At 40.6% G+C, this 23,630-nt stretch carries 23 protein-coding genes and 1 pseudogene; 8 read left to right on the top strand and 16 right to left on the bottom strand.

Annotation, left to right across the window (positions count from 1 at the left end):
• Positions 1-38 precede the first annotated feature (38 nt).
• The 3 genes from ICL16_RS16185 to ICL16_RS16175 all read right to left on the bottom strand — a co-directional run bounded on the left by ICL16_RS16185 (position 39) and on the right by ICL16_RS16175 (position 6,614).
• Positions 39-2,546: an nSTAND1 domain-containing NTPase gene (locus tag ICL16_RS16185; RefSeq protein WP_190829517.1), complete on the bottom strand. Its 2,508-nt coding sequence runs from the start codon at positions 2,544-2,546 to the stop codon at positions 39-41.
• 198 nt (positions 2,547-2,744) lie between these two features.
• A complete protein-coding gene (locus ICL16_RS16180) occupies positions 2,745-6,203 on the bottom strand; it encodes a caspase family protein (protein ID WP_190829515.1) in 3,459 nt (1,152 codons plus the stop codon).
• Between the two features lie 234 nt (positions 6,204-6,437).
• Positions 6,438-6,614: a hypothetical protein gene (locus ICL16_RS16175; RefSeq protein ID WP_190829513.1), complete on the bottom strand. Its 177-nt coding sequence runs from the start codon at positions 6,612-6,614 to the stop codon at positions 6,438-6,440.
• A 197-nt stretch (positions 6,615-6,811) separates the two neighbouring features.
• On the opposite strand from ICL16_RS16175, the pseudogene ICL16_RS16170 reads away from it, so the two are divergent.
• From ICL16_RS16170 to ICL16_RS16155, 4 genes and pseudogenes are all read left to right on the top strand, one after another.
• A pseudogene (locus tag ICL16_RS16170) lies at positions 6,812-7,372 on the top strand (zinc-dependent alcohol dehydrogenase family protein); the annotation flags it as partial.
• 75 nt (positions 7,373-7,447) lie between these two features.
• Positions 7,448-8,932 (top strand): ATP-binding protein, encoded by a 1,485-nt coding sequence (locus ICL16_RS16165; protein ID WP_190829511.1) that lies wholly within the window; start codon positions 7,448-7,450, stop codon positions 8,930-8,932.
• 2 nt (positions 8,933-8,934) lie between these two features.
• The gene (locus ICL16_RS16160; RefSeq protein WP_190829509.1) at positions 8,935-9,882 is read left to right on the top strand and encodes a hypothetical protein; all 948 of its coding nucleotides are present in this window, start codon (positions 8,935-8,937) and stop codon (positions 9,880-9,882) included.
• A 149-nt stretch (positions 9,883-10,031) separates the two neighbouring features.
• The gene (locus ICL16_RS16155; protein WP_190829507.1) at positions 10,032-10,736 is read left to right on the top strand and encodes a class I SAM-dependent methyltransferase; all 705 of its coding nucleotides are present in this window, start codon (positions 10,032-10,034) and stop codon (positions 10,734-10,736) included.
• A gap of 17 nt (positions 10,737-10,753) precedes the next feature.
• Here the strand turns inward: ICL16_RS16155 and ICL16_RS16150 are convergent, their stop codons facing one another.
• Entirely contained in the window at positions 10,754-11,320 is a 567-nt protein-coding gene (locus tag ICL16_RS16150) for a Uma2 family endonuclease (protein WP_190829505.1), read from the bottom strand.
• Positions 11,321-11,390: 70 nt separating this feature from the next.
• Here ICL16_RS16150 and ICL16_RS16145 point away from each other — a divergent pair, with 70 nt between their 5' ends.
• On the top strand, positions 11,391-11,618 hold the full coding sequence (locus tag ICL16_RS16145; protein WP_190829503.1) for a type II toxin-antitoxin system HicB family antitoxin: 228 nt from the start codon (positions 11,391-11,393) through the stop codon (positions 11,616-11,618).
• Here the strand turns inward: ICL16_RS16145 and ICL16_RS16140 are convergent.
• The 4 genes from ICL16_RS16140 to ICL16_RS16125 are packed head-to-tail and all read right to left on the bottom strand — an operon-like array spanning position 11,600 to position 13,526.
• Positions 11,600-11,848 (bottom strand): type II toxin-antitoxin system Phd/YefM family antitoxin, encoded by a 249-nt coding sequence (locus ICL16_RS16140; protein WP_190829501.1) that lies wholly within the window; start codon positions 11,846-11,848, stop codon positions 11,600-11,602. The genes ICL16_RS16145 and ICL16_RS16140 overlap by 19 nt on opposite strands.
• Positions 11,845-12,141 carry a type II toxin-antitoxin system RelE family toxin gene (locus ICL16_RS16135; RefSeq protein ID WP_202895578.1) on the bottom strand — a complete coding sequence of 99 codons (297 nt, stop codon included), beginning with the start codon at positions 12,139-12,141 and terminating at the stop codon, positions 11,845-11,847. The genes ICL16_RS16140 and ICL16_RS16135 overlap by 4 nt, the downstream gene beginning before the upstream one ends.
• A 4-nt stretch (positions 12,142-12,145) precedes the next feature.
• Positions 12,146-12,625 (bottom strand): TIGR00725 family protein, encoded by a 480-nt coding sequence (locus ICL16_RS16130; RefSeq protein WP_475579343.1) that lies wholly within the window; start codon positions 12,623-12,625, stop codon positions 12,146-12,148.
• Between the two features lie 19 nt (positions 12,626-12,644).
• Entirely contained in the window at positions 12,645-13,526 is an 882-nt protein-coding gene (locus ICL16_RS16125; RefSeq protein WP_190829497.1) for a 4-hydroxybenzoate solanesyltransferase, read from the bottom strand.
• Positions 13,527-13,776: 250 nt separating this feature from the next.
• Between ICL16_RS16125 and ICL16_RS16120 the strand changes: the two genes are divergently transcribed.
• The gene (locus tag ICL16_RS16120) at positions 13,777-15,435 is read left to right on the top strand and encodes a Ppx/GppA phosphatase family protein (RefSeq protein WP_190829495.1); all 1,659 of its coding nucleotides are present in this window, start codon (positions 13,777-13,779) and stop codon (positions 15,433-15,435) included.
• 253 nt (positions 15,436-15,688) lie between these two features.
• Positions 15,689-16,105: a pepsin/retropepsin-like aspartic protease family protein gene (locus ICL16_RS16115; protein WP_190829493.1), complete on the top strand. Its 417-nt coding sequence runs from the start codon at positions 15,689-15,691 to the stop codon at positions 16,103-16,105.
• A gap of 39 nt (positions 16,106-16,144) precedes the next feature.
• Here the strand turns inward: ICL16_RS16115 and ICL16_RS16110 are convergent, their stop codons facing one another.
• From ICL16_RS16110 to ICL16_RS16075, 8 genes are all read right to left on the bottom strand, one after another.
• Positions 16,145-16,711, bottom strand: coding sequence for a Uma2 family endonuclease (locus ICL16_RS16110; protein ID WP_190829491.1), 567 nt, complete (start codon positions 16,709-16,711; stop codon positions 16,145-16,147).
• A 240-nt stretch (positions 16,712-16,951) separates the two neighbouring features.
• Entirely contained in the window at positions 16,952-17,257 is a 306-nt protein-coding gene (locus ICL16_RS16105) for a barstar family protein (protein ID WP_190829489.1), read from the bottom strand.
• A gap of 175 nt (positions 17,258-17,432) precedes the next feature.
• Positions 17,433-18,113, bottom strand: a complete 681-nt coding sequence (locus ICL16_RS16100; RefSeq protein WP_190829487.1) for a hypothetical protein — start codon at positions 18,111-18,113, stop codon at positions 17,433-17,435.
• 225 nt (positions 18,114-18,338) lie between these two features.
• Positions 18,339-18,542, bottom strand: a complete 204-nt coding sequence (locus tag ICL16_RS16095; protein WP_190829485.1) for a hypothetical protein — start codon at positions 18,540-18,542, stop codon at positions 18,339-18,341.
• A gap of 45 nt (positions 18,543-18,587) precedes the next feature.
• Positions 18,588-18,944, bottom strand: a complete 357-nt coding sequence (locus tag ICL16_RS16090) for a hypothetical protein (protein WP_190829483.1) — start codon at positions 18,942-18,944, stop codon at positions 18,588-18,590.
• A 413-nt stretch (positions 18,945-19,357) separates the two neighbouring features.
• Positions 19,358-19,684, bottom strand: coding sequence for a DUF6464 family protein (locus ICL16_RS16085; RefSeq protein WP_190829481.1), 327 nt, complete (start codon positions 19,682-19,684; stop codon positions 19,358-19,360).
• A 280-nt stretch (positions 19,685-19,964) separates the two neighbouring features.
• Positions 19,965-20,510 (bottom strand): hypothetical protein, encoded by a 546-nt coding sequence (locus tag ICL16_RS16080; RefSeq protein WP_190829549.1) that lies wholly within the window; start codon positions 20,508-20,510, stop codon positions 19,965-19,967.
• A 148-nt stretch (positions 20,511-20,658) separates the two neighbouring features.
• Positions 20,659-22,008 carry a helix-hairpin-helix domain-containing protein gene (locus tag ICL16_RS16075; RefSeq protein WP_190829479.1) on the bottom strand — a complete coding sequence of 450 codons (1,350 nt, stop codon included), beginning with the start codon at positions 22,006-22,008 and terminating at the stop codon, positions 20,659-20,661.
• A 150-nt stretch (positions 22,009-22,158) separates the two neighbouring features.
• On the opposite strand from ICL16_RS16075, the gene gatA reads away from it, so the two are divergent.
• Complete coding sequence (gatA, locus tag ICL16_RS16070; RefSeq protein WP_190829477.1) at positions 22,159-23,622, top strand: Asp-tRNA(Asn)/Glu-tRNA(Gln) amidotransferase subunit GatA; 1,464 nt, start codon at positions 22,159-22,161, stop codon at positions 23,620-23,622.
• Positions 23,623-23,630 lie beyond the last annotated feature (8 nt).

The raw sequence follows: 23,630 nt of genomic DNA, 5'->3' as shown, positions 1-23,630 counted from the left end.
TAAAGCTAAAGCGTGAACAGCTATAATTTTTACTATTTCTAGTACCTAAACAATGACTTTAACAACAATAATGACAATACAAAAAGTATCATACCTAACACATTTATGATGATGAATCCATAAGAAGAAATAATAAGATGTAAAGACAAAACAAAAGCACTTATAGAATAAGGAATCCTTTCCAAAGTTATTAGCAAGTGATCTCTACGTCTTCGCTTAAGGCTGTACTCTACAAACGTCTCCTCGTCTTTGTTCAGCCAGTTGTTGTCACCAGAATTCAACACCTGTTGCAAGCCCTCAAGGTATGGGTCACGATGCCAAAGAAAATTTGATGCAGTCTGAGTTTTTAAAAACTCTTCACGATGCAAAAAAAGTTGACCTTGCTCAAAGGTACTCAATTCACCAGACTCTGTTAAACGCTGCTGAAGTTGCCAACTTTTTTCAGCCGAAGTGAGGCGGCGTTGCAATAACAGAGTTTCTCGCTCATCTGCGATCCATTTCACAAGCATTTTCCATCCTGTGATTAAAACATCGTGGGCTGGTTCTGTATAAGGTTCACCCCCTGTTTCCTTTCCTCTGACAACTAGACGAGCTTGCACCAGATGTTCAATCACTTGCGCCACTCGCTGGTTTTTTTCAGAGCTTGAGTATCTCAATTCTGAATCAGGTACTTGTCGCCGTGCTGACTCTCCACCCTCTACAGCTACCATCCGCAGCATTACTTGGCGTATCGTCTGTTCATAAGCGGGTAAGAGTGCAACCAGGTTCTCATATTCCTGGTTTGCACGTTGGGTTAGAGAACCAACGACTCTTCCTAACTCTTCGTAATCGTTCTTTGTTAAGGCGCGGTTATCCCTTCGCTGCTCTAAATATTTCAGATACAATTCGCTGAGGGTGAAAGAAAGCAAGGGTAAAGCACCAGGCATTTGTACGACTTCGTTAATCAGTTCGTCCACTAAGCTGGGAGGGTCGAAGTATATCACTTTTTCCGACGCTGGTTTCTCAATTACTGTTCGGAATTCATCTTGGGTCATTGGTGGGACGACAAACCGAGTAGCATCATTCCAAAAGTCTTTAAGTATAGAGGTTTGAAACTGCGCTTCAAAGTCGAGTCTTAGAGTGACAACCACATGGATTTTGTCGGGATATCTGACGATCGCATTTAAGATCAGTTTCTGAAATTGCTCTCGTTCTTTGTCACTTTTACACAGAGTGATCAATTCTTCAAATTGATCGACTGGTAGCAACAGTTTAGTCTTAGAATTAGTCTTGCTCCAACGTTCAATGATGTTTGCTAAAGCTTGCTCATTTTTAGCCAGTTCCTCTGGTGTAACTGTAGTTGCGATCGGCAAACAAATCTGTGCCAAAGTCTTCAAAGGACTTTCCCCCGGTCGCATAGGCTTTAAAATCTCAAATTTATGCTCTTGGGAATCACGCAGACGCTTCAACAACCCGGCTTTCATTAAGCTGGATTTTCCTGTTCCGGAAGCACCCAATACTAATGTCAATGCTTGCTTGTTAACAATAGCTTTCTGGTACAGCTTTTCAATCAGGTTCTCTCTACCAAAGAATAAATGACTGTCTATTTCATAAGACTGCAATCCTCGGTAGGGATTATTTTCTAGGTCAAGTGGTGGTGCATCTTCCAATTTATCTCGGTCAAAGTCAGGCAACAGGAAGATGAATTCCCCTTTATCATGTTTTTTAAGCGGACACAGACTAGGAGTTTGTCGCTGGTAGTGTTTTTCTTCAACCTGATCCCGCAGATACGAGTAAAGCTCAGTTGCTGTGATGATACCGTCTTTATTCAAGTCCGCACCTTCATCAGCTCCCCCACGTAGGGCATCAAAAAGAGCTTTGGCAAAGGGAGAGTGATCTTCGTTCCCATCTTTGAGTTTCTTCCCGCGCTGTCCCAAAGAATCCAAAGCTTTTTGGTTATCAGCCGCTGAAGTAATGACTTGCCAAGCGCGATCGCTGATGAAGCGATCGTAACGTTCTTTATAGACTTTGACTTTAGGCACAATGTCTCGCTTGAGACTTGCCCAACGGAAAGCTCCAGCAAAACAGCAATCTAGAATTACTAACATATGCCGACAGGGGAGTGCATTGAGGGCGTCATGTAACTCCTGCATCGGCAAGTACGTTCTGCTTTCCCCGTTAGAGGCATCTTGAGGAATGAGATAACCCACTGGTCCGTCTTGATTTTCCAGCGCATCCAAGGCGATTCCATGTCCGGCAAAGTAAAAGAGGACGCGATCGTCTTTTGTAACTGTCACCTTTTCGTTGTCAAAAGTTATTTGTCCTTTTTTGAAGTCTTCAATTAATTGTTTGAGCTTGTCGAGCGTGGCGCGTTGATTCAATATTAACTGGACTTGATACTTATTTTCTGCTTGATATTTATCTTTGAGATGTGTATGTTGCTCTCTAAGAATGTGAGCCAGTTTGAGAGCATCTGGAACCGCTGTTTCTAACTCTCTTATACCATTTTGATAATTATTAATACCGATAATAATAGCGAAATTACGGTTAAACTTATATTTAGACATTGACATTACTCCTATTTGCATGAATACAAAGTAGGGTGGGCATTGCCCACCGTTACTGGATGGAACTGCTGTTTCTAACTCTCCGATGCCATTTTGATAATTATTAATACAATAAGAACCAGCAAAATTCCGGTTAAAGTTATATTTATAAGTAGGGTGAGCGCCCACCGTTACTGGACTTGATGAGCATTGCCCACACTACTGTTTTATGATCGCCGCCGCCAAAGCCTCTAACCCAACAGAGGTAAAGAAGTAACTTAAGTGATCGCAAGCGACTTCTTGAATTTGGGAAGGATGCGATCGCCCGTGAGGAATACTCTTGATACTATCCACTGTCACAGCAATATCATTTGGTACGCCAAAGAACGGCAAAGCTACAACTTTCTTAAATAAACTTTGTTGCAGCCGTTCTAGCACACTGGATGGTTGTTGCGACAATGCTGCTGGAATAATAGACGTATTACCAGCGATAATTGAGTAAGGAATACCAGGATCGTGACTTGCTGCCAAAGAATTGATAAAATCAGATTTCGGATTCATCTGAGTTAGCGCTACCCTCAGGTTTTTTTCTAAAGCGCCCATGAGCATAGCCACAACTGAGGCAGGCCAAGCAACTGAAGAAAGACCGTTGAGTCCAACAGCCAAAGTGAGTTTTACCCAATCTTCAACAGCAGGCCAAGGAGAACCTGCATTTGGTGTACCCAACATAATCAAGTGTTGGACAACTTTATTACCGCCTTCTCGCTCAATAAACCAACGAGATACCAAACCCCCCATTGAGTGAGCAATAATGTGCAGTTCTTTGCTGTGATTTTCTCCCAAACCCACATCTGCAAGTCGCTGTTTTAAATGTAAAGCATTCTGCTCAATTGAGGTATTCAAGTTTTCGTAGTCAAAGGTGAGAACCACGTCGTAAAGTTCGCTGATGGAACGCTTTTGTCCATCTACTTGCAATACTGGTTGTTTTATGGTATTTACTAAACTTTCAGTATCACCAACAATACCGTGGATGTAGAGGGCAATTCGTTTTGCTTGCGCCACTCGCTGCTGAACATCAGCTGCATCCCGTTTATAGTTGACTTTCTTGTCGTCTCCCACATCAGCCACTGCTAAAATGGGGTACTTAAATTCCCGCCCGAAATTCTGGCTAATCACTTTTTCAAAGAAGATGCGAATAGATCCTTGGATGCTGCGCTCTCCCTGACTCACTGGGGCTGGTAATTGTTCTAGGATAATTTCTGTTTTGCCGTCTTGAGTTGTTGTACCACGACCTAAAGGCAAGAAAAATTCACCGTCATAGCCAACAGGAAGAAGGTATTCATTGTCTGCTAGTGGTGCATCAACTAATAACTTCAAAGGTGCATCTGGGGTGACAACGGTGTAGTCGGCAACGTCGGTCAATTGCAGTACACTTAATCCGGGATCTGTACCGCGACTATGAGTAAATTGGAAGGGTCGAATAACTTCTCGATCTTCCCGCAGAATAGGAGGCAAAATTTTATTCCCCAAATCCCGGCTGACTTGGGGTGTGGTAGTTAGTCTTGCATTTGCCACCAAACTGTGATGCGGTTGTAATTTGACTCCTGCTCCTAATTGTTGTTCTGTTTCTCTTGAAACTGGAGTCGAATTTAAAGGACGGACTGTGGTGATTGTAATTTCCTCAGCGTACCAATCGTCAAACTTAGCTGTGCTTTTAGGTTTGACTTCGCGATTTTGAGTACGATTCATCAAACGCTCAAGGCTGCTGTGATTGAGAGAATCGATATCTCTTGATGCAGGTGGACGAGGAGCATCTAATTTATCTTGAGTCAGTAATCTAGCGTCAAATTCATCGTTGCTAACTATCAATTTAATAATGTCTTTATACTCGGTAATTCCTTGTGACGATAACTCATCTGGAACTTCGAGTATCAAATATTCTCCATTTAGCGCATAAGCTTCTTCTCCTGGTTTAAGTCTGATGCTACCTGTTTCAAAAAACGGAGCGCTAATAGAGAAATTATCTGAAAGGTTGACTAGGGCAAAGTAAAGTTGCTTCTTACTATTATTGGTGAGTTTTAGTTTAAATTCTGGGCTTTCCCATTGATTACTGTCCTGATTAAATTTGTACTGCAAACGCATCTGCTTTGATTGAGATAATTCCTCACTTGTGAAGATAAGTTCCATCTTCACGTCACCAGCTTTAATTTGAGTTGTCGCAGTATTTGACAGTTCAGCAATTGTCGTCCAACGGGCAATATGTTCTAAGCGTTTAATTGCCTTGTCTGCGTTTTCTGAGGTGTAACCATCAATTTGATCTACTAAGGGTCGGTCATCTGTAGGTCTAGCTATCAAATATTGCTCATTGCGACATAACAAACGAAACGGGGCTTTGGCAAGTTCTTGCTCTTCGCGCACATAGGGTGAGGGTTGCTTACGATTGAGTCCAGCAGTTTTTAGGGCGTCGCGTGCTTTAGTTACACCCGCTTCATCTCCCTCAAAGTGAACCCCTAAAGGCGGTAGTGGCAGACTGGTAACAACTGCTTTAAAAGTGGCATCAGCAGTGAGGTTTTGTACGCCCTCGATATCAATTTTACTCTTAGTTGGCAATACTTGAGTCACTTTTGCTGTACCCACAGACTTAGACGGATCGCGCAAGTCTTCGATAGTGGCATCAAAGGGAAACAGTGCAAGTAAAGTCGTTTCGCCGTTTTTGGGTGGTTGAACTCCGTGGACGGCACCGCCTTTGATCGCCCAGCCAGAGATTTTGTCATTCTTCACCATAAAGTAGGGTTCAAGTTCGGCGATCGCTCCATCTAGGAAAAATTTGTTGTCATCAAGAGGATTATTCACTTCCAACTGAGGAGACTGCTCGGCGATTTTACCCCGTACTAAAGCATTTGTTCGCCCAAACAAATCCCGATAAGTTAGCTTCTTTCCGTTAGTTCTGGAAAGTGTATCCATCAAAAAATAAGAGAAACCACCCCGATGTTGGTCATCTCCATAGTATTCCTTCGCTGTTTCGTAGTCTCGACAAGCTGCGAGGAGAACATGACTACCTTTGGGCATCCTCCAGCCAGTAGGGTTATCTTCAGGTTTAACCTCACTAGTACCTAAAAGTCGATTTAAATCTTCCAATGTAAAAATAAAACTATCAAGAGGGCGTTCTCGCTTGTCTGTGGGGAAGCGACGCACTTTAGTCTGTTGCATCGGGTCTTTTGTGCCAGAACCAGAGTGGCAGCAGTCCATAATAATGGTCATGTGCGGGTTTTTTTCTGCAACTTCCGCAATTAGTAGTGCCAATTCTTTATCAGCCAAATCCCAGCCGTTTTCGGTACGACTGTCATAACACACTATGGTTTCATCAAGATGATCTGGTTCTAGTTGCCAAAATTCCTTTGGTGCTAACTCCTGTGAACCATGACCACTGTAATAAAACATAACTATATCGTCTTTTCCCGCTTGACAAAGATGTTTGCGAAAGTCATGAATAACCGCCTCACGAGTTGCTTGGTCATTCTTAAGTGTGAGTAAATGCAGTTGGTATTCTTTGCGATCAAACCTTTCGTTAAGATACTCTTCTATTACTGTAATATCGTTAACACAGCCTTGTAAACAGTGATTTGGGTCAGGATAATTGTCTATCCCAACTAATAAAGCATACAAGTTACGAATCATAATTATTTTTTTATCTTCAAGCTATCATGTATCAGTTGACGGCGACTTCGTCATAACTGCGCATATTAGCACGCAGGAAAATTCTGATCTAGAATCCTCTGTTTTAAATAGTTGTCAGCAGGTATAACTTATGCACTAATCATTCAGGGACTTCCAAAAAATAAAATATACAATCAATCATAATAATAATCATTGTCATGGGGTAGAGTGGCTCCATCAGGAAGCTGCCCTAACCTAGTGTGTTGACTCTCTCACCATGCCAGCCCATAAGACTTCATGCCCAATTTGTGTTGGTTCTTTTGGCGGTGAATAGACTAGTCCATAATTGTTCAGTGTCAAAATTGTGACATAGGTTGGGTTGACCTGAGCCTTCTTATGGCGTGTTGCTTCCAAATCATTCATTGTCGGCATAACTACATTGATTAGTTCCAAATTGGGACGTGATTGCGCCCAGAGCAGTGGGAAGACAGCCTAATCGCGACACTTCCAAAGAGTGCTTCTTTTAGCTGCATTGGCAGATTACCTTGACTGGCGTGAGATTTCAATCAGGAAAACCCTGATCTTTCCATCTGGAAAACCCTCATCGCTGACAATAGTAGTAATTAGCAGCGCTAGTTACTAAAGGTAATCTCAAGGCTGGCGAGACGGTTTTAATTTTGGGAACAGGAGGCGTTTCGATCTTTGCCCTACAATTTGCCAAACTGCATGGGGCGCGGGTAATTGTGACTTCCAGTAGTGATGAAAAACTGGAACGAGTTAAAGTACTTGGCGCGGATGACACCATTAACTACAAAACCACGCCCAATTGGGAAGAAGCAGTGTATCGCCTCACTGATTCTATTGGAGTCGATCATGTGGTGGAAGTTGGCGGAGCTGGAACACTACAGAAATCAATTAAAGCAGTTCGTTATGGTGGTCGCATTAGTTTGATTGGGGTGCTAACTGGTTTTGGTGGTGAAATCAATCCACAGCCTATTTTGGGTAAAAGTATTACGCTGCAAGGCATTTATGTGGGTAGCCGCAAGATGTTTGAGGCGATGAATCGAGCGATCGCACTTCATCAACTCAAGCCAATTATTGATCGCACCTCTTCCTTATCTGAAGCCAAAGCAGCCTACCAATATCTCAAAAGCGGTTCGCATTTTGGCAAAGTGGTTATTCAACTGTAGAGGTTGTCTCAGCCGTACCCACATGGGCGCGATCGTCTAAAATGATGAATATCAAACTGGTAACAGGAGCTTTTTATGCATTTATTAAGAATCCAAGTTCCAGATTTTCGTGTCTTAAATAACGTTGACATTTCTTTTGAAAATGAATTTGTTCCCAATATTTTTCCACTTGGTAGTCAAAATGGTGGTGGAAAAAGTACACTTTTGCAATTAATTTTTGTGTTACTACATTGCTCTACTGAGCCTGAGCGGATACCTTTTTTGAAAAATCTGCTTTATGGATTCAAAATTCCTGAAAATTCACATAATAAAACACTAGCCATAATTGACATTTGGGATGATAACAAAATTGTACAAATTGAATTTTTATCCTATAAAGACTCTTATATTAAAGAGTTATTAAATTCCAAGGATAAAGGCGATGAAGAAAATGATTATGATAATTTCAGATTTTCTGTCTCAACAAAATTAGATGATATTAAAAATAAAATATCACTTACTGAAGAACATATTGCTAAATTTGCCAAGGCTATTAATCGATTAGAAATGTTCAAAAAAATTGAAAGTATTGAAGAGAAACGTATTCGTATTAAAGAAGTGATGGAAGAACTTCGATTATTTGGATTGAGAAGTTCAGTAACAAGATTAGCAAGTGTATCTCTAGAGGAAGTTCAAGAGGAAGTTCAAGAGGAAGTTCAAGGAAGACTAGACGTGTCCAAATTGAACCTGGAGAAATTTTATGAAGAACGTGAACAACTTGAGCGTATTTTACAAAGAGTATTAAAATATTTACAATCACAAAACTTGATATATATATGTAGTTATTCTGCAAATACAAATGTTGCCGAAGAAGTTTTACTTTGCCATCTTAATAATATAAATATGACAGAAGCCGAAGCTTTTTTAAAGAAACTATCACAGAAAATATTTCTTGCTGCTCCTGCTACTCAAGTTTTTCTCTTCCTTTCTCAAAAATCCCGAACACTATTATTTAAAGAGCAAAGTAAAGAAAATGATTATTATTCACAGCTTGTGGTGGCAAAGTCTAAACTTCCTAGTTTTTTTACCTATGATTTTCTTGCGGTGGATCTCCTGATTGAATCTTTTAAGGCTGCTCGAGATAAAGATTTTAGAGAAGCTATAGAAACAGGAGAGTATGGTAATAGCTATAAAGCATTAATGAATGATTTAAATCTAATGTTGGTTAACAAAAGAATAAATATAAATGCAGATCTTTCAGGAGTCACCTTCAAACTAGATAGAGATAGTGAGAATATAGAACTCTATCCTGAAGACCTAAGTCACGGTGAGTTGAAGAGGCTGAGCATTTATATGTGGATAAAATACTATAATATAGAAGATGCAATTGTGCTAATGGATGAAATTGAAATAGCACTTCATCCTGATTGGCAATATCAAATAATTTCAGATTTGAACCAATGGTCACCCAGTAATCAATATATTCTTGCAACTCACTCATATGAGTTATGCCAAGCCCTCACACCTGCTCATGTTAAGGAACTAGAACCAAAACTTCTAAAACAAGAAGTGAAAAGCTAAATATGAGTTTTAAGCCGGAACAACTAAGACAACATTGTGAAACAATTATTCGTTTGCGAAGAATAAAAAACAAAATTGTAGTACTATGTGAAGGTGAAGGTGGTATCTGGGATATACATGGTAGACCATCACCTCAATTATATGGAAGAATGGAGCAAATGCCAGATGCTAATTTTTATAACGCATGTCTTCCAAAGTGGTGGAGTCAGTATCGTCCACAATTTTTTAATTGTGGCGATCGTAAAGATGTATTAGATACATATTTTACTCTTTTAGAGTTGCACAATAACGACAGCACTAACTCATATTTAAGTCCTGAAAAAGTTTTTGCACTTGTAGATCTAGATTTGCAAGTCCAACAGATTGATAACTATAGTTTTTCAGATACAGAAGAAATTTTCCGTAATCTTTATCATAAATCAAAAATAAATAAAAATAATGCAAAACTTCATCATATATGGGTTACAGGTTTAATTCATAAAGAAGCATATTTTCTGACACCAGAACTTCAACAAATATTTAATAATTTTACTACTCCGCCTATTTATAAGGAAAGACCTCTCTTGCTGCAAGATATTTATATTAATATGGCGGAGGAAATTTGCAATGACTCTGATTTACAGAATAACTTCCAAAGAGCATCTAATCGTATTAGTTACTGCTTTGGGCTAGATTGTAGCAAAATAGACAAGTTGCAGGATTCATGGAAAGATCAGTTTCAAACAACTATAGATGACCTGCGCAAAAATGAGCTAGTCTATGCTTTATTAACAATCAAAAAAGCTAAGGATTACTGGAACCTAATTCAACCATCAAGTGATTGGAGTAGTACGGCAGAGGTATTTAGAGAGCAACTCTTGTTAGCAATAGGAAGATTTTACTCAGAGCAAAGAAACGATACTAAATATCATATTCCTTTTTTCTTAGAAACGTTATATCAATTTGTTTAATAGTGATTTTAGCTTTTATTAAATAGGAGAAACTTTAAGTGAGGACAAGTTAGCACGATTGTATGACTTTATCCACTAGTTTTGGTGGAGGTTGGTGCTGGTGATACGTTTTCATATGCTATTATACTAATAAAAAATTTAACACAAGTATGTCAAACCAGACAATAAATTTTGATACAAACCCACCTGTGGCAGCCAGCGAATACAATAATCTGATTGAAATGGCTATGCCAGGATATTCGGCGATGCATACAATGGTCAAGGCTATTCTAAAACGCCGTCTACCAGAAAATGCTCATCTTTTAATTGTTGGTGCAGGAGGAGGTACGGAAATACTCCGGCTCAGCCAAGGCAATCCACAGTGGAAAATTTTGGGTGTCGATCCATCCAGTAATATGCTAGCGATCGCCCAACAGAAAATCGATCAAAATTCTTTGTCGCCACGGGTTAGTTTGTTTAATGGATACGTTCAAGATTTACCCTTAACCCCTCTTTTTGATGCAGCAACCAGCATTTTGGTAATGCATTTTCTACCGGATGATGGCAGTAAACTAACTTTCCTACAAAATATTGCTCAACGACTAAATTCTTCAGCAACTTTATTTGTAGTTGATGTCTTTGGTAATAAGGATACTGCAGAAATGGAAGAACGGATTAGCTTCGTAGCTGCATACCGACAAGAAATGGGAATGCCCTATGAAAAGCATTTAGAAATGATGAAACCATTCAACCACGGGGTGCATCCTGTTTCAGAAGCAAGGGAAGAGGAGCTATTGCAACAAGCAGGATTTGGGAATATCATGAGGTTTTATACAGGACTTTGGGTGAGTGGCTGGATCGCAACTAAAATATGATTCAAAGTCGTGAATCGCTAGCTAAACAAACGCTCAACAGCACAACTAAATCCAGGCAATAAAGGGCTGGTTAAATTATCTTTAGTGAACAAAGTTACAGCTAGTTTTAAGACAGCATTTTCCCGACGGTAAACTTCTATTTTTTGCTTTTCGCGGTCAAAAATCCAGTATTCCTGCACTCCTTGAGCCGAGTACAACTTTAACTTTAATTGTTTGTCTCGTCTTTCTTGCTCAACTCCTGGGGAAAGCACCTCCACTACCAAATCTGGCGCACCTGTTAAATGCCCCGCCTCATCAAGTAATTCTGCCAATCGTTGATTACTTGCCCAAACTATATCAGGAATTACGTTGTCAGCGTCAGTAAAGATCACCCCTGGTGCAAAGGCAACTTGTCCCAATCCAGTCTGAGTTGACCATAGTTCCAATTGTGTTCCTATTTTTACACAAACCTTCTGATGTTTCCAGTGGGGTGCTCTAGTCACAAATAACTCTCCATCAATAATTTCATAGCGTTTGCTGTCATCAGGAAATAATTCCAAGTCGGCAGTTGTCCAACGTACTTTTTCTGATGGTGTGGTAGTCATAGGTAAAATGCCAATAGCTCATAGTGTAATGTTAGTATTTGGATGAAGTAATTGGGTAGGCGTCATCGTTATGAACACTACGAAACCTCAACCTACATCAAAGCGCACAGTGCTACTTTATCCAGGTGAAGATGGTTATTTTGTTGTTGAAGTACCAAGTCTGCCTGGTTGTATTAGTCAGGGTAAAACACAACAGGAAGCATTAACCAATATTGAAGAAGCGATCGCTCTCTACATTGAAGTGCTGCAAGATCGAGGCGAAGTTGACATGATAGCATTTTACAGACCTAACTGCTGACGGACTTCCTCAAGCGAGAGCCTACCTTCTGTTTTTTGGCTAGCTCTTGAGCGTTCAATTATCTCCAGAAACTTCGGGTTCATACTCAAGCTAAGTGTCTCCATGTCAACGCCTTCGATGGGAACTAACGCAGCAACAGGCTTACCATTACGGGTTAAAACAATTGGCTCTTGACTTTGAACATACTCTGACCAAAGAGTATCGGATTCGGTTATTTCAATTGTTTTCATAGCTCAACTATTTCTCCTCCAATTAAGACCTGATTACCTTCTTTGACGCCTACAGCACGAATATCTACTACAAGCTCCTCTTCATCTATATCGTAATACACGCGTAAATCTCCAACTCGAAGTTCCCACAGTGCTAAGGGATTTGGTCGCATCTGCTTGCGGTTGCGAGTCGGTACAGTTGGTTCATTACTCAGTTGTTCGGTAATTGCTGCCAAAACGATTCTCTGCTGTCGAGCCGTCAATGCTCTTAAGTGCGCCAAACTCTCTACTGAGAATGCTATCTGGTAGGGCAAAGTCTCAACTCCTCAAAATTGCCTTGGTTGTAGCAATTACATTAATCACACTATCAACAATATAAACATTTTCCTGTGAAAGTTTCTGAAAGAAAACTTTGCTTTCTTCATCCTCACTCAACAAAATTACTTTTTTATCTGCTTTCAAAGCCAAGGCAATTTCTGATGCTGTACCTGCACCCATACCACAAGCAATTACTACATCAGAGGAGAGAACATTAATATTATTTCGCGCATTTCCCATGTCAGTAAAAATGGCAATATCAACTGAGGAGGAAATGCCATTTTTATCATCCCCAGGGAGGATGCCAACAGTTAAACCATTGGCAGATTTTGCTCCCTGAGTTGCTGCATCCATTACGCCAGCATTTCTACCGCCAGTGAGCAAAACCCATCCTTGTTGGGCAATGAGTTTTCCTAGTTCATAGGCATTTTGCAAATCATTTGGTGTAGCCTGTTCTCCAGGTCCCATTACCCCAATCATAATTTTCCTCATGCCTTAATTACAAACTCCCGATAATCATCCCAGCAAGGATGGTAAAACCAATCCAGACATTTTGCCGGAACATCTCACCGTATATTGAGTTAGGTAAATCTTTTTTTATTAATTGCGTAAACTGCCAAATCCAACCAATGGTAGCAAAGGCAAGGCTAATCCAATAAGCTATGTTAAGATTTATCACAAATCCTAACCAACTAAGTAAAATGACAGTCCCAGCAAAGAAAATGCCAATAGTAACAGGGGCGTAATCTCCAAAAAACAGGGCGCTGGAGTTCACACCAATACGTTTGTCATCTTCGCGATCGCTCATAGCGTACACTGTATCAAATCCCAATGTCCACAGTACAGTTGCACCCCACAAAAGCCAAGCGGGTGTGGAGAGGTTTTTTGTCACTGCACTCCAGCTAATCAAGACGCCAAAACCCCAAGCGATGGAAAGCACTAACTGAGGTACAGGAAATACACGCTTTGCGCCAGGGTAAAGTAATATGACTGGCACTGCTGCTACACACAACCAGAAGCTGAGTGAGTTAAGATAGAATGCAAGACCCGCAGCGCAAAGAAGAGCGACGATGGCGACAATAATACCAACTTTTACAGACAGGGTGCGGGCAGCAAGGGGACGCGATCGTGTTCTTTCTACTTGTGGATCGATATTTCTATCCCATAAATCATTAACGACACATCCAGTGGCACTAGTGGCGAGTGTTCCTAGTATGACGACGCCAACTAATGGTAAAGGTGGTTTCCCTGAAGCTGCCAAAAATACAGCCCATAGGGCTGGAATCATTAGTATTAACCGTCCTTCGGGCTTATCCCACCGTAAAAGTCGGATAATTACAAGCCATACAGGTTCTTGATTTTGTTCTGGTGTGCTTAACATAGATTTAAATCAATGACTTTAGTTAGATGCATTAATACTTCTTTACACTTATAGAATATCGTTATTTGTTATTTGTAAAAGCATAACCAGAATTTGCAACTTTAAATACAATTGAAATGTCATTTTAGTTGTAGATGGCTGGGTGAATTTCTACTCAGGTAAGTGTGCTTAGATGGGTGGATTGCGCTTGGTTGCAAGTGAGTTTGTTTCAAAACTGTTGGCTGCCATCATTAATAGAGAGAACCACAAGATGGTGAATTTAGTTTCAAAAAGCTGGGAGAGTATTCCTACTCAACAGTTTGACCGACACCGGATAATTGCTGCAATTGATTTAGGGACAAATTCTCTGCACATGGTAGTTGTGCGGATTGAACCGACACTACCAAGTTTTAGCATTATTGGCAGAGAAAAGGAAACAGTCAGACTAGGCGATCGCGATCTTACCACAGGTGAACTCAAACCAGAGGTGATGAATCGTGCCCTTGCCGCTTTACGACGTTTCCAAGAAATTGCCAAAATTCTCAAAGCAGAAACAACTATTGCTGTAGCAACTAGCGCCGTGCGCGAGTCTCCCAATGGTAAAGAATTTTTGCAAAGGATAGAAGACGAGCTAGGTTTGTGCGTTGACTTAATTTCCGGTCAAGAAGAAGCGCGGCGAATCTACTTGGGTGTACTATCAGGGATGGAATTCAACAACCAGCCCCACATGATTGTAGATATTGGCGGCGGTTCTACGGAAATCATTTTGGGCGACTGTCATGAACCGAGAACTCTTACTAGTACAAAAATTGGTGCAGTTAGACTCACTAGTGAGTTAATCACCACCGATCCGATTAGCAACACTGAGTTTCAATATCTGCAAGCCTATGCACGCGGGATGTTGGAACGTTCAGTTGAAGATGTGTTGGCAAATTTGCGTGGTCAACAAGCTCGATTGATTGGAACTTCTGGTACAATTGAAACTTTAGCAGTTATCCATGCACGAGAAAAGTCGAATGTTGCCCCTGGCACACTGAATGGGTACCAGTTCAGCCTTAAAGATTTGCAAGGCATGGTGAATCGCTTGCGCAAACTGAATTACTCAGAACGATGTGCAGTTCCGGGGATGCCAGAAAAGCGGTCAGAAGTTATACTAGCTGGGGCAGTAATATTACAGGAGGCAATGACGCTGCTGAGAGTTGAAGAGATTGCCGTGTGTGAGCGATCGCTCCGAGAAGGTGTGATTGTAGATTGGATGCTTGCCCACGGTTTAATTGAAGATCGTCTGCGCTACCAAAGTTCAGTACGCGAACGCAGTGTGATGAGAACGGCGACGAAGTATCATGTCAATATAGAGTATGGCGATCGGATCGCAATGTTTGCCAAAAGTTTATTTGACCAAACTCAGGGCAAACTACACAACTGGGGGGCAGAAGAACGGCAACTACTTTGGGCTGCAACAATCTTACACAATTGCGGTCATTATGTGAGCCATTCTTCACACCACAAACACTCTTATTATCTAATTCGTAACAGCGAATTACTCGGTTACACAGAAACAGAAATAGAAATTATTGCCAATATAGCACGTTATCATCGCAAATCTGCGCCGAAGAAAAAGCACGAAAATTACCGCAATTTGGTGAGCAAACACCACAGACAAATTGTTGATCAATTAAGTGCGATCTTAAGATTAGCAGTTGCTCTGGATAGGCGGCAAATAGGCGCTGTTAAACGCATAAAGTGTGAGTATCTAACAGATATGAAAGAATTCCATATCCAAATATTTCCCTCTCGTCCTGATGATGACTGCGCCTTAGAATTATGGAGTTTAGAGTACAAAAAAGGAGTATTTGAGGCAGAGTTTGGTGTTAAGGTAATCGCTAGTTTACAACAAAGCCTGCAATTCAAATCGCAGGCTTATAGCTAAAGTCTTCTTGAGAAGACTAAATGCATTTCATTCTATACACGATCGCCAATAGCCCAGTATGCTGATTGACAAGTGCGATCGCGCTATATAGCAATCCTATTTGAGTTACAAAAGCTAGCTATCAGAAACCCGGTTTCGTAAAAGTTACCGGGTTTTTCGGCGTTCGTGAATCATTTAGGACTGCTATAATCATCATAGTAGGGTGCGTTAATGAGAGTAAAGCAACTTTTTTAAAGGATATAAATTTCAAAAAATGATGGGAGCAGTTCGCACCAAAGTCAAGCTATCCAATGCAGTTGATGAAGAACTAGTAAATAGAGGGTTACTTGCACCTCACCTACTACGCGAATACGAAGCTGAAGCCTTAGTAGATACAGGCGCAGTTTCTTTAGTAATTCCACAAGTAATAGTGCAGCACCTTGGCTTGCGAATTCGGGGGCAGCAAATAGCCCAATATGCAGATGGGCGAAAGGAATCTGTAGGAGTCACTGGACCTGTGATCATTGAGTGTCAGGGACGTGGAACAATAGAAGATGCTCTAATAACTGGTGACGAAGTTCTAATTGGTCAAGTTGTGTTAGAAAAGTTAGATTTCCTAGTAGATTGTACAAATCGGCGATTAATTCCGAATCCTGCAAACCCTGACTATCCAGTAGCGCTAATTAAGTGAAAGTCCTGAGTACGGACTGCTGAGTATTGTTGTCGTATATTAAAGCTTCGGCATCAATAATTGTTGGGCAGTCAAGTTAATTTGTGGCAATGTAAGCGATACAATTGCTTGATTGCCAGTAAATATAGTTTGATTATAAGCTGAACCAGCTAGCAGACAGACTGTTACTTTACCTTCGAGCGAGTCAATAATCCAGTATTCATTAACACCAAAGGCTGCATACTCCAATGTTTTGATATTATAGTCGCGGTCAACAGATTCGGGAGATACAACTTCAACAATAAGTGGTGGTGCAGTTCTAAGAATAGCCGATTTATTCTCAATAGAAGCAGCTTGTTGAGTCGTCATAACCAACACATCGGGTCGCCTAATTTGTTTGTTCGTCATGACTTCGACACCATTGGAACGCGGTTCTAACATTAGTCCCAGTCGTTGTTTTTCTAAAATAAACTGAAATAATACGAACGTGATGATTGCTTCGTGATTACCAGTGCCAGGAGGCATCTCTATTAATACCCCGTTTTCGAGTTCGTAACGCTTATCTGTACCATCATCGTAGGTTAGATACTCCTCAACCGTCATTATTTTGAAAGGGGCTTGGGACATAATTACCTCCTAATAATAGGAACGTGGATGCCGTTGCTTGGCATGTCCTTATGATAAATAAACCATTGAGTTGGTACAAAGTGCAATCGCTATCTCGAATAAATATTAGAGCAATACCGTTTACCCAAATCTAAAGCCGAACTAGCATTATCATAGTAGGGTGCGTAAACGTAGTGTAACGCACCTTTTTTATATAATCTAAATATCCGACGATGATGGAAGCACTTCGCACCATTTTATTTAATTGAGAAGAAAAACATCCACAGGTCTGTTTGTTGTCACCCAATATTCTTCCGCAGAGTGCAAAATGTCAACTGCGATTTGCCATTCAGTGGGGTCAGCCAGCGCGAAAACATTAGAGTAATCATATAATATGAGATATCTTTGTGCCGGACACCATGTTAAATCAGTAATACATTCATCAAATGCATCCCAGTTAGCGCCAAAGTAAGCAGGGAAGTTCATTACTTCAGCGGCTTTTTTAAAAAAGGTTTCTTTACTCAAAATTTCTCTACCATCTAAATAGAAAACCTGAATGTCTTGCATTGACTAATGGTAACCTGTTGTATTGCTACCATTTCAATATTCTATCTTCTCAATTACTTGATAGACGCGATCGCACACTTTAAATGAAAGTCCTGAGTACTGTCTGCTGAGTATTTTTATTTTACTCAGGACTTAAAATTTAGGACGAAGATCGCCAGTTGCGTAAATTCAGTGATTAGCCTTCTATACTCGTAGGATTAGCAAGCACATTTTTTTGTCTAGGGCTGTGTCTAAGCAGCAAACCTAAGCCGCCAATACCAAAAGTTAATATGCTCCAGCCAACGTTTGGCTCAGGAACGGGTTGCTTACGGACAACTTGAAAATTGGTAATAAAGTCACGGACGAGCAATTCTTGAGTGGTGGGATCAAAGAAATCAACAGCAACACTTGTAGAGTAGGAGTTGGGATTATCAGAAAGTAAAGGAAGTTCTGAAAGGTTACCAGTGTAGAATATAGCAATATCAAATAAACAGGTGAAACCTGGCGATGTTATGCATCCGGGTGGATAACTAATACTGCTAAGAACCCCTAAATTAGCTGGAAAACCAATAAAAGCAGAAGTAATAGATGGGACAACACTAAAGTCAGTAGTGACGCTGCTCAAATTTACATAGGGTGCTGAAATAGAGAAGTTAGAGATAGCATTTGGGTATGAAATTCCTGTAACCCCTTGCGCAAATATAGCAGGCTCAGCAGAGGGTGAAGTACCCGTGTTGAGAGTAAATGTCCCTGTTCCGCCGTTTGTGGTAGTAAAGCTGAAGTCAAGTAGAGCAGCTTGAGCTGGCGCTAAGGCTGCTGTTCCAACAGCGATAAACGTCGAGAAGGCAACAGCGGGAGAAAATTTTTGCTTGTCCATATATATCCTGGAATACTAATGAAAAAGTTGTGGTGGTAGAAAAAATATCTAATACCAATTCTCTTTGTAGTTGCCACACATCTTTACCCCCCAACCCCCCTTAATAAGGGGGCGCAAGGGGGGGTGGGCACGAAGGGATCGTGTGTAGCCAGCTTGGTGAGAATGGTATAAATAGTCACAAATTGGATTTGAGAAGGCGTTGTCGCTGCAGAAAACCAGCCCCGATTATACCCATAATGAATAGCGTACAGTGATAATCTCAGTGGTAGAACCCGTTATTAAGCCTGTTGCGAAGTCAAGTGTACCGATACCGCCACCATATGCAAATAGCTGATTATTACTGCTGCCAAAATATATCACACTTCCTATTGGGAATCCTTCTAGACCAAACAGTGTTGGATCTGTATCAAATGTACCCACACCAGTCATGGGATTAAATCGAAAATAACTCCTAACTGTATAGTTGGTCAGACCTTACTGAGCGTCAGGATTAAAGCCAGAGATAAGTGCCTCAAAAACATCCGATCCAGGAATAGGTGTCAATGTATCTTCTACATCATATGTTACATCAAATGGATAGACAATCTGTGCTGTTGCACTTTTTGTACTAGACCCAAAACCTACAAAGGTGGCAACAGTTGTACCCAAAAATGTTACTAAAACTGATGTAGCTAGTCTGCTTTTAGCGAGTGGTGCTGTGATTGACTTAAAAGTTTTGAGACAATCACTGATCAAAGCAAAAGCTGTAGGTTGGCTTAACTTACCATATTGGTAACTAGAATTTACGCATTGACAAAATTTTGATTGTGTGTTTTTAACCATAGTAGACATCAATCACCTCAATAAAGTTGGGGTTTTTACCTTGTGAGGACATCAGCCCTCGTTTTACTTTTTATCTAGGTGTAAGTGAAATCAACTTATGCACTGGCTGAAGATGGAATATAGATTGTAGATAGCAGAAGCATTCTGCAACCGCAGTGTAATTGAGCCGCAGATATAGACAATGTTTCCAGAGCGCGATCGCGCACGTTATGCATATTCCAGTCTTTTTGTAAAGTGCGTAAGTCCTAGTTATGTACAAACTATAAATGGGCAAATGTTTTATAAAAGTAAAGTTTTAATTCAGTGAAACTACTTTAAAATTACAGTAAATTTATTTACCATTATAAAATATGCAGTAGTTACGGTAACTAACCTTAAGAAGGTATTCGGATTTGCAATTACTTACATTTATGTGTATCATCTCAAATTTTAGACGTTTCACTATCTGCTTCCCGTGATTCATAGTAACGACAACCTTCGCATGGGCCACTGGGATTGACTGCACAACGCAGATAACCGGAACGAGCATTAAATTTACAGGTGATGTCGCCAATGAGGTAGCCTACTCCATCTAGGTAGTAGCGATCGCCAACTTCTGGCCTAGTATATTGGCGTACCTGTCCCGTAGGAAAGGTCATAGCTGCTCGCCTAAACTGTGAGCGTGTTCTAGCCTGGGTTTTACGCATCAACCATAGCGAGAACAGGGAGGGTAAGAAACCAATGACAATCACCAGAAGTGTCTTTAACACTTTCAATACACCTCAATTATGCGCTCACAGTTTCTAGATATTGCATTCTCGATTTTGCTCGAAGTGCAATAATTCCAGCATAACCGCTACAACCCTAATAGTGAGTTGCGATTGAATACTAGTAATTTAAGATTTGTTTCCCGTAGCTATTTTCCTTCTATTTTTATGGAAGGCTATCTGGCTCGTAAGGCATTTTAGCACGTTTACAGTACATTTGTACTATAAAAGCTAACAAGATACCCGACTTCTTAAAGAAGTCGGGTATCTTCAGGAGGTATCTTTAGTTTTTTATATACTTCCTACGCCATTGTTCGAGTTGCTCAATAGATATTGATTTGGTTACAACGTTGACATCATTTCCTCGCCAATGAATTTCAGGATCTGTTGTAAATACGCCACACTCCAACTGCTCTAATTTAATATTCCAATACTCACTAAATCGACTTTTTAAAGTTATCACCTGCTCAAATACTTTATTTCGATGCTTATTTCTTCTTTTTCTTTCTGTTGCTCCTGTTGCCTCTGTATCTATAAATTTAGTTTCAATGATAAAAAGTTTCATATTTGATGTTAGATACACAAAGTCGCATTTTCCTAAATCTGTATAATCAGCTATTGGCGATTTCTCAAACAATAGTAATTCTGTACATAAAGGAAATATCTGTTTGATGTTTAAAAATAGATAAGCTTGCAATAGGAGTTCCTTGTCATAAGGAAACCCAACAACCCCCTCAAAAAACCTTTTAATGTCTTCTTGACTTTGAGGTTGATTTTTTTTGCAATATGAAACGAATTGACCTAGCTTATCTAGCCTATCTACGGTCATCAAAATTTTGCTCCTTCCCCTGATTGCCTCATAGTTACTCATGGCATAAAAAGATACCATTTTCTGCGGTAATTTCCCATCCGCAGAAGTGACTAAAAAAACGGGCAACCGTGGGAAGGTGTACGCTTATTTACTGATGCGCCATGCCCTATACCCCAATCAACGGTTGAATGTATGCTGTAAACCTAGCGTTTTGCAGAGCTTGAACAGTTGTTCTGGTATCTTGTACCCAAAATTGCCGTCCAAACCGGACAAGATGACGAGTATCATTGGCACGTACAATTCCAATGATAGGTACTTTTGCTTTTTCTCTATCACCTGAGTATTCTTGTAAAATTGTTCTTAAGCGATGGTGCTCTTCTATGGTGGCTGCTTGTTGAAGATCTAGTTCTACCATCACCATCTGTACTGTTTCGACTGGCTCTGCATCTTCAACAATTAATTGAGCTTGCTCATCTCTTCTATCTACTTTACCCCAAATGATCATTCTGGAATCAACTTGAAGTACTAAATGAATGCGCTCGTAAATTTTGGGAAATACCACTGCTTCTGATTGTGTTGTTAAGTCTTCTATTTGCAATATTGCCATTGGATCTCCCTTTTTAGTCATCACTTTTTTCACACCATTCAGCATGACAACCGCACAAATATTGGCTTCTTCTCTTTGTTCGCTTAGTTGTGACAGGTTGATGGGAGCTAGCACTCGCGCTGAAGTGCGAATAGATTTAAGTGGATGATCTGATACATAAAAGCCCAAAATTTCTTTTTCCATGCGCAGCTTTTCCTGTGGAGGTAAATCAGGCACTGGTTTTGCTTTAGGCGCAGTGTCAAAGCTATTTTGGGTTGTATTATGATTAGTAGAAAATCCGCCACCTAGTAAATCAAACAGATTACCTTGTCCGCTAGCTCTATCTCTAGCACGGGATTGCGCCCATTCATAGACTAGCTCTAAGTCTTTGATTAATTGGTTACGGTTAGAATCAATTTTGTCAAAGGCTCCACAGTTAATTAGTGCTTCTAGTGTACGGCGGTTAACAGTACGCAAGTCCACGCGATCGCAAAAATCTGAGAGTGATTTAAACTCGCCGCCCTCGTTTCTAGCTGCTAAAATACAGGCGATCGCATTTTGCCCTACGTTACGAACTGCTGACAATCCAAATAAAATTTTGTCTCCTGATGGTGTAAAATCCACACCAGAACGATTAATATCAGGTGGCTCTATTTGAATATCCATACTCAAACAGGTGGAAATGTATTTTTGCACCTTCTCTGTATCGCCACTGTTAGCCGTTAACAGCGCCGCCATATATTCTAACGGATAATTCGCTTTTAAATACGCAGTTTGATATGTTACATAACCATACGCTGTAGAGTGAGATTTATTAAAACAATTGGAAGCTATCAAACCGTTTCTAATTAAGAAATTGTGGTCGTGTTCCACGCCGATATCATATACATTTTGCGTTTCTAACGATTTACGTGTAATAATTTTAACCATAGATAGAATCAAAAAATTAGTAAAATTAACTTGTGCAGTCAATAATGAGCCGTAGATTACATACTAATGTAGAGCAGCTCTCAAGCAAACTGGAATAAAAATTCCTAAACTGTACTAAGATGAAGGATTTGAGCCACTAACGGAGCAATCATGGCATCCATACGAGAGTTACACAAACAGCTAATAAACAAAGAACGTTCTGCAGTTGAAATTACTCAAGAAGCTTTAGAGCGCATTCAAGCACTAGAGCCGAAATTACACAGTTTCTTGTCTGTGACAGCCGACATAGCATTACAACAAGCACAAAACGTGGATGCCAAAATTGCCGCAGGTGATGAAATTGGAATACTAGCTGGGATTCCTATTGGTATCAAAGATAATATGTGTACCAAGGGAATTCGTACTACCTGCGCCTCGAAGATGTTGGAAAATTTTGTGCCGCCCTATGAATCAACGGTGACACAAAAACTGCTGGATGCAGGTGCGGTGATGGTAGGCAAAACTAATTTAGATGAGTTTGCGATGGGCGGCTCTACAGAAAACTCAGCCTTCCAAGGTACTGCCAATCCTTGGGATTTATCGCGGGTTCCTGGTGGTTCTTCTGGTGGTTCGGCGGCAGCGGTGGCAGCAGAAGAATGTCAGGTGGCAATCGGTTCTGATACTGGTGGTTCGATTCGTCAACCTGCTTCTTTCTGCGGTGTGGTAGGAATGAAACCAACTTATGGACTGGTTTCTCGTTACGGTTTGGTGGCTTTCGCTTCGTCTTTGGATCAAATAGGTCCTTTTGCACGCTCAGTAGAAGATGCCGCGATATTGCTTCAGGCGATCGCTGGTTACGATCCCAAAGATTCCACTAGTCTAAAAGTGGAAATCCCTGACTATACCCTGAGCTTAAAACCAGACCTCAAACCTAGAGGAAAACTGAGAATTGGTATAATCAAAGAAACTTTTGGAGATGGTTTAGATTCTGTAGTTGAACAAGCTGTGACTAAAGCCATAGATCAACTACAAAGTTTAGGCGCAGAAGTTCATATCGTTTCTTGTCCTCGGTTCCGTTCTGGTGTACCTAGTTATTATGTAATTGCGCCATCAGAAGCATCGGCAAATTTGGCTCGTTATGATGGTGTGAAGTATGGCTTCCGCGCTGCTGATGCTGATAATTTGATTTCCATGTACACTCGTACCCGCTCATCGGGTTTTGGTGCAGAAGTCAAGCGGCGGATCATGATTGGAACCTACGCTCTTTCTGCTGGTTATTACGATGCCTACTATCTGAAAGCACAAAAAGTTCGCACTCTGATTAAGCAAGATTTTGAAGCAGCTTTTGAACAAGTAGATGTATTAGCTTGTCCTACTGCTCCCACCACAGCATTTAAAGCTGGGGAAAAAACTACTGATCCCCTCAGCATGTATTTAGTTGATTTAATGACTATTCCCGTCAACTTGGCTGGGTTACCTGGTATAAGTGTACCTTGTGGTTTTGATTCTGATGGTTTACCGATAGGTTTGCAGCTCATTGGTAAGGTGCTGCGGGAAGATCAATTATTTCAAGTGGCTTACGCTTATGAGCAATCAACTGATTGGCATCTACGTACACCACAAATGAATACTTAGTTCTAGAT

Source organism: Iningainema tapete BLCC-T55 (assembly GCF_014698965.1).
In the GTDB taxonomy this organism is placed as follows: Bacteria; Cyanobacteriota; Cyanobacteriia; order Cyanobacteriales; family Nostocaceae; genus Iningainema; species Iningainema tapete.
The sequence above is the reverse complement of the archived record's forward strand: the minus strand, read 5'-3'. Positions and strand labels throughout refer to the sequence as shown.

What these genes read in the sequence shown, in the direction of transcription:
- ICL16_RS16185 (WP_190829517.1), bottom strand. Translation starts at nt 2,546, where the DNA reads ATGTCTAAATATAAGTTTAACCGTAATTTCGCTATTATTATCGGTATT.
- ICL16_RS16180 (WP_190829515.1), bottom strand. Translation starts at nt 6,203, where the DNA reads ATGATTCGTAACTTGTATGCTTTATTAGTTGGGATAGACAATTATCCT.
- ICL16_RS16175 (WP_190829513.1), bottom strand. Translation starts at nt 6,614, where the DNA reads ATGCCGACAATGAATGATTTGGAAGCAACACGCCATAAGAAGGCTCAG.
- ICL16_RS16165 (WP_190829511.1), top strand. Translation starts at nt 7,448, where the DNA reads ATGCATTTATTAAGAATCCAAGTTCCAGATTTTCGTGTCTTAAATAAC.
- ICL16_RS16160 (WP_190829509.1), top strand. Translation starts at nt 8,935, where the DNA reads ATGAGTTTTAAGCCGGAACAACTAAGACAACATTGTGAAACAATTATT.
- ICL16_RS16155 (WP_190829507.1), top strand. Translation starts at nt 10,032, where the DNA reads ATGTCAAACCAGACAATAAATTTTGATACAAACCCACCTGTGGCAGCC.
- ICL16_RS16150 (WP_190829505.1), bottom strand. Translation starts at nt 11,320, where the DNA reads ATGACTACCACACCATCAGAAAAAGTACGTTGGACAACTGCCGACTTG.
- ICL16_RS16145 (WP_190829503.1), top strand. Translation starts at nt 11,391, where the DNA reads ATGAACACTACGAAACCTCAACCTACATCAAAGCGCACAGTGCTACTT.
- ICL16_RS16140 (WP_190829501.1), bottom strand. Translation starts at nt 11,848, where the DNA reads ATGAAAACAATTGAAATAACCGAATCCGATACTCTTTGGTCAGAGTAT.
- ICL16_RS16130 (WP_475579343.1), bottom strand. Translation starts at nt 12,625, where the DNA reads ATGATTGGGGTAATGGGACCTGGAGAACAGGCTACACCAAATGATTTG.
- ICL16_RS16125 (WP_190829497.1), bottom strand. Translation starts at nt 13,526, where the DNA reads ATGTTAAGCACACCAGAACAAAATCAAGAACCTGTATGGCTTGTAATT.
- ICL16_RS16120 (WP_190829495.1), top strand. Translation starts at nt 13,777, where the DNA reads ATGGTGAATTTAGTTTCAAAAAGCTGGGAGAGTATTCCTACTCAACAG.
- ICL16_RS16115 (WP_190829493.1), top strand. Translation starts at nt 15,689, where the DNA reads ATGATGGGAGCAGTTCGCACCAAAGTCAAGCTATCCAATGCAGTTGAT.
- ICL16_RS16110 (WP_190829491.1), bottom strand. Translation starts at nt 16,711, where the DNA reads ATGTCCCAAGCCCCTTTCAAAATAATGACGGTTGAGGAGTATCTAACC.
- ICL16_RS16105 (WP_190829489.1), bottom strand. Translation starts at nt 17,257, where the DNA reads ATGCAAGACATTCAGGTTTTCTATTTAGATGGTAGAGAAATTTTGAGT.
- ICL16_RS16100 (WP_190829487.1), bottom strand. Translation starts at nt 18,113, where the DNA reads ATGGACAAGCAAAAATTTTCTCCCGCTGTTGCCTTCTCGACGTTTATC.
- ICL16_RS16095 (WP_190829485.1), bottom strand. Translation starts at nt 18,542, where the DNA reads ATGACTGGTGTGGGTACATTTGATACAGATCCAACACTGTTTGGTCTA.
- ICL16_RS16090 (WP_190829483.1), bottom strand. Translation starts at nt 18,944, where the DNA reads ATGTCTACTATGGTTAAAAACACACAATCAAAATTTTGTCAATGCGTA.
- ICL16_RS16080 (WP_190829549.1), bottom strand. Translation starts at nt 20,510, where the DNA reads ATGACCGTAGATAGGCTAGATAAGCTAGGTCAATTCGTTTCATATTGC.
- ICL16_RS16075 (WP_190829479.1), bottom strand. Translation starts at nt 22,008, where the DNA reads ATGGTTAAAATTATTACACGTAAATCGTTAGAAACGCAAAATGTATAT.
- gatA (WP_190829477.1), top strand. Translation starts at nt 22,159, where the DNA reads ATGGCATCCATACGAGAGTTACACAAACAGCTAATAAACAAAGAACGT.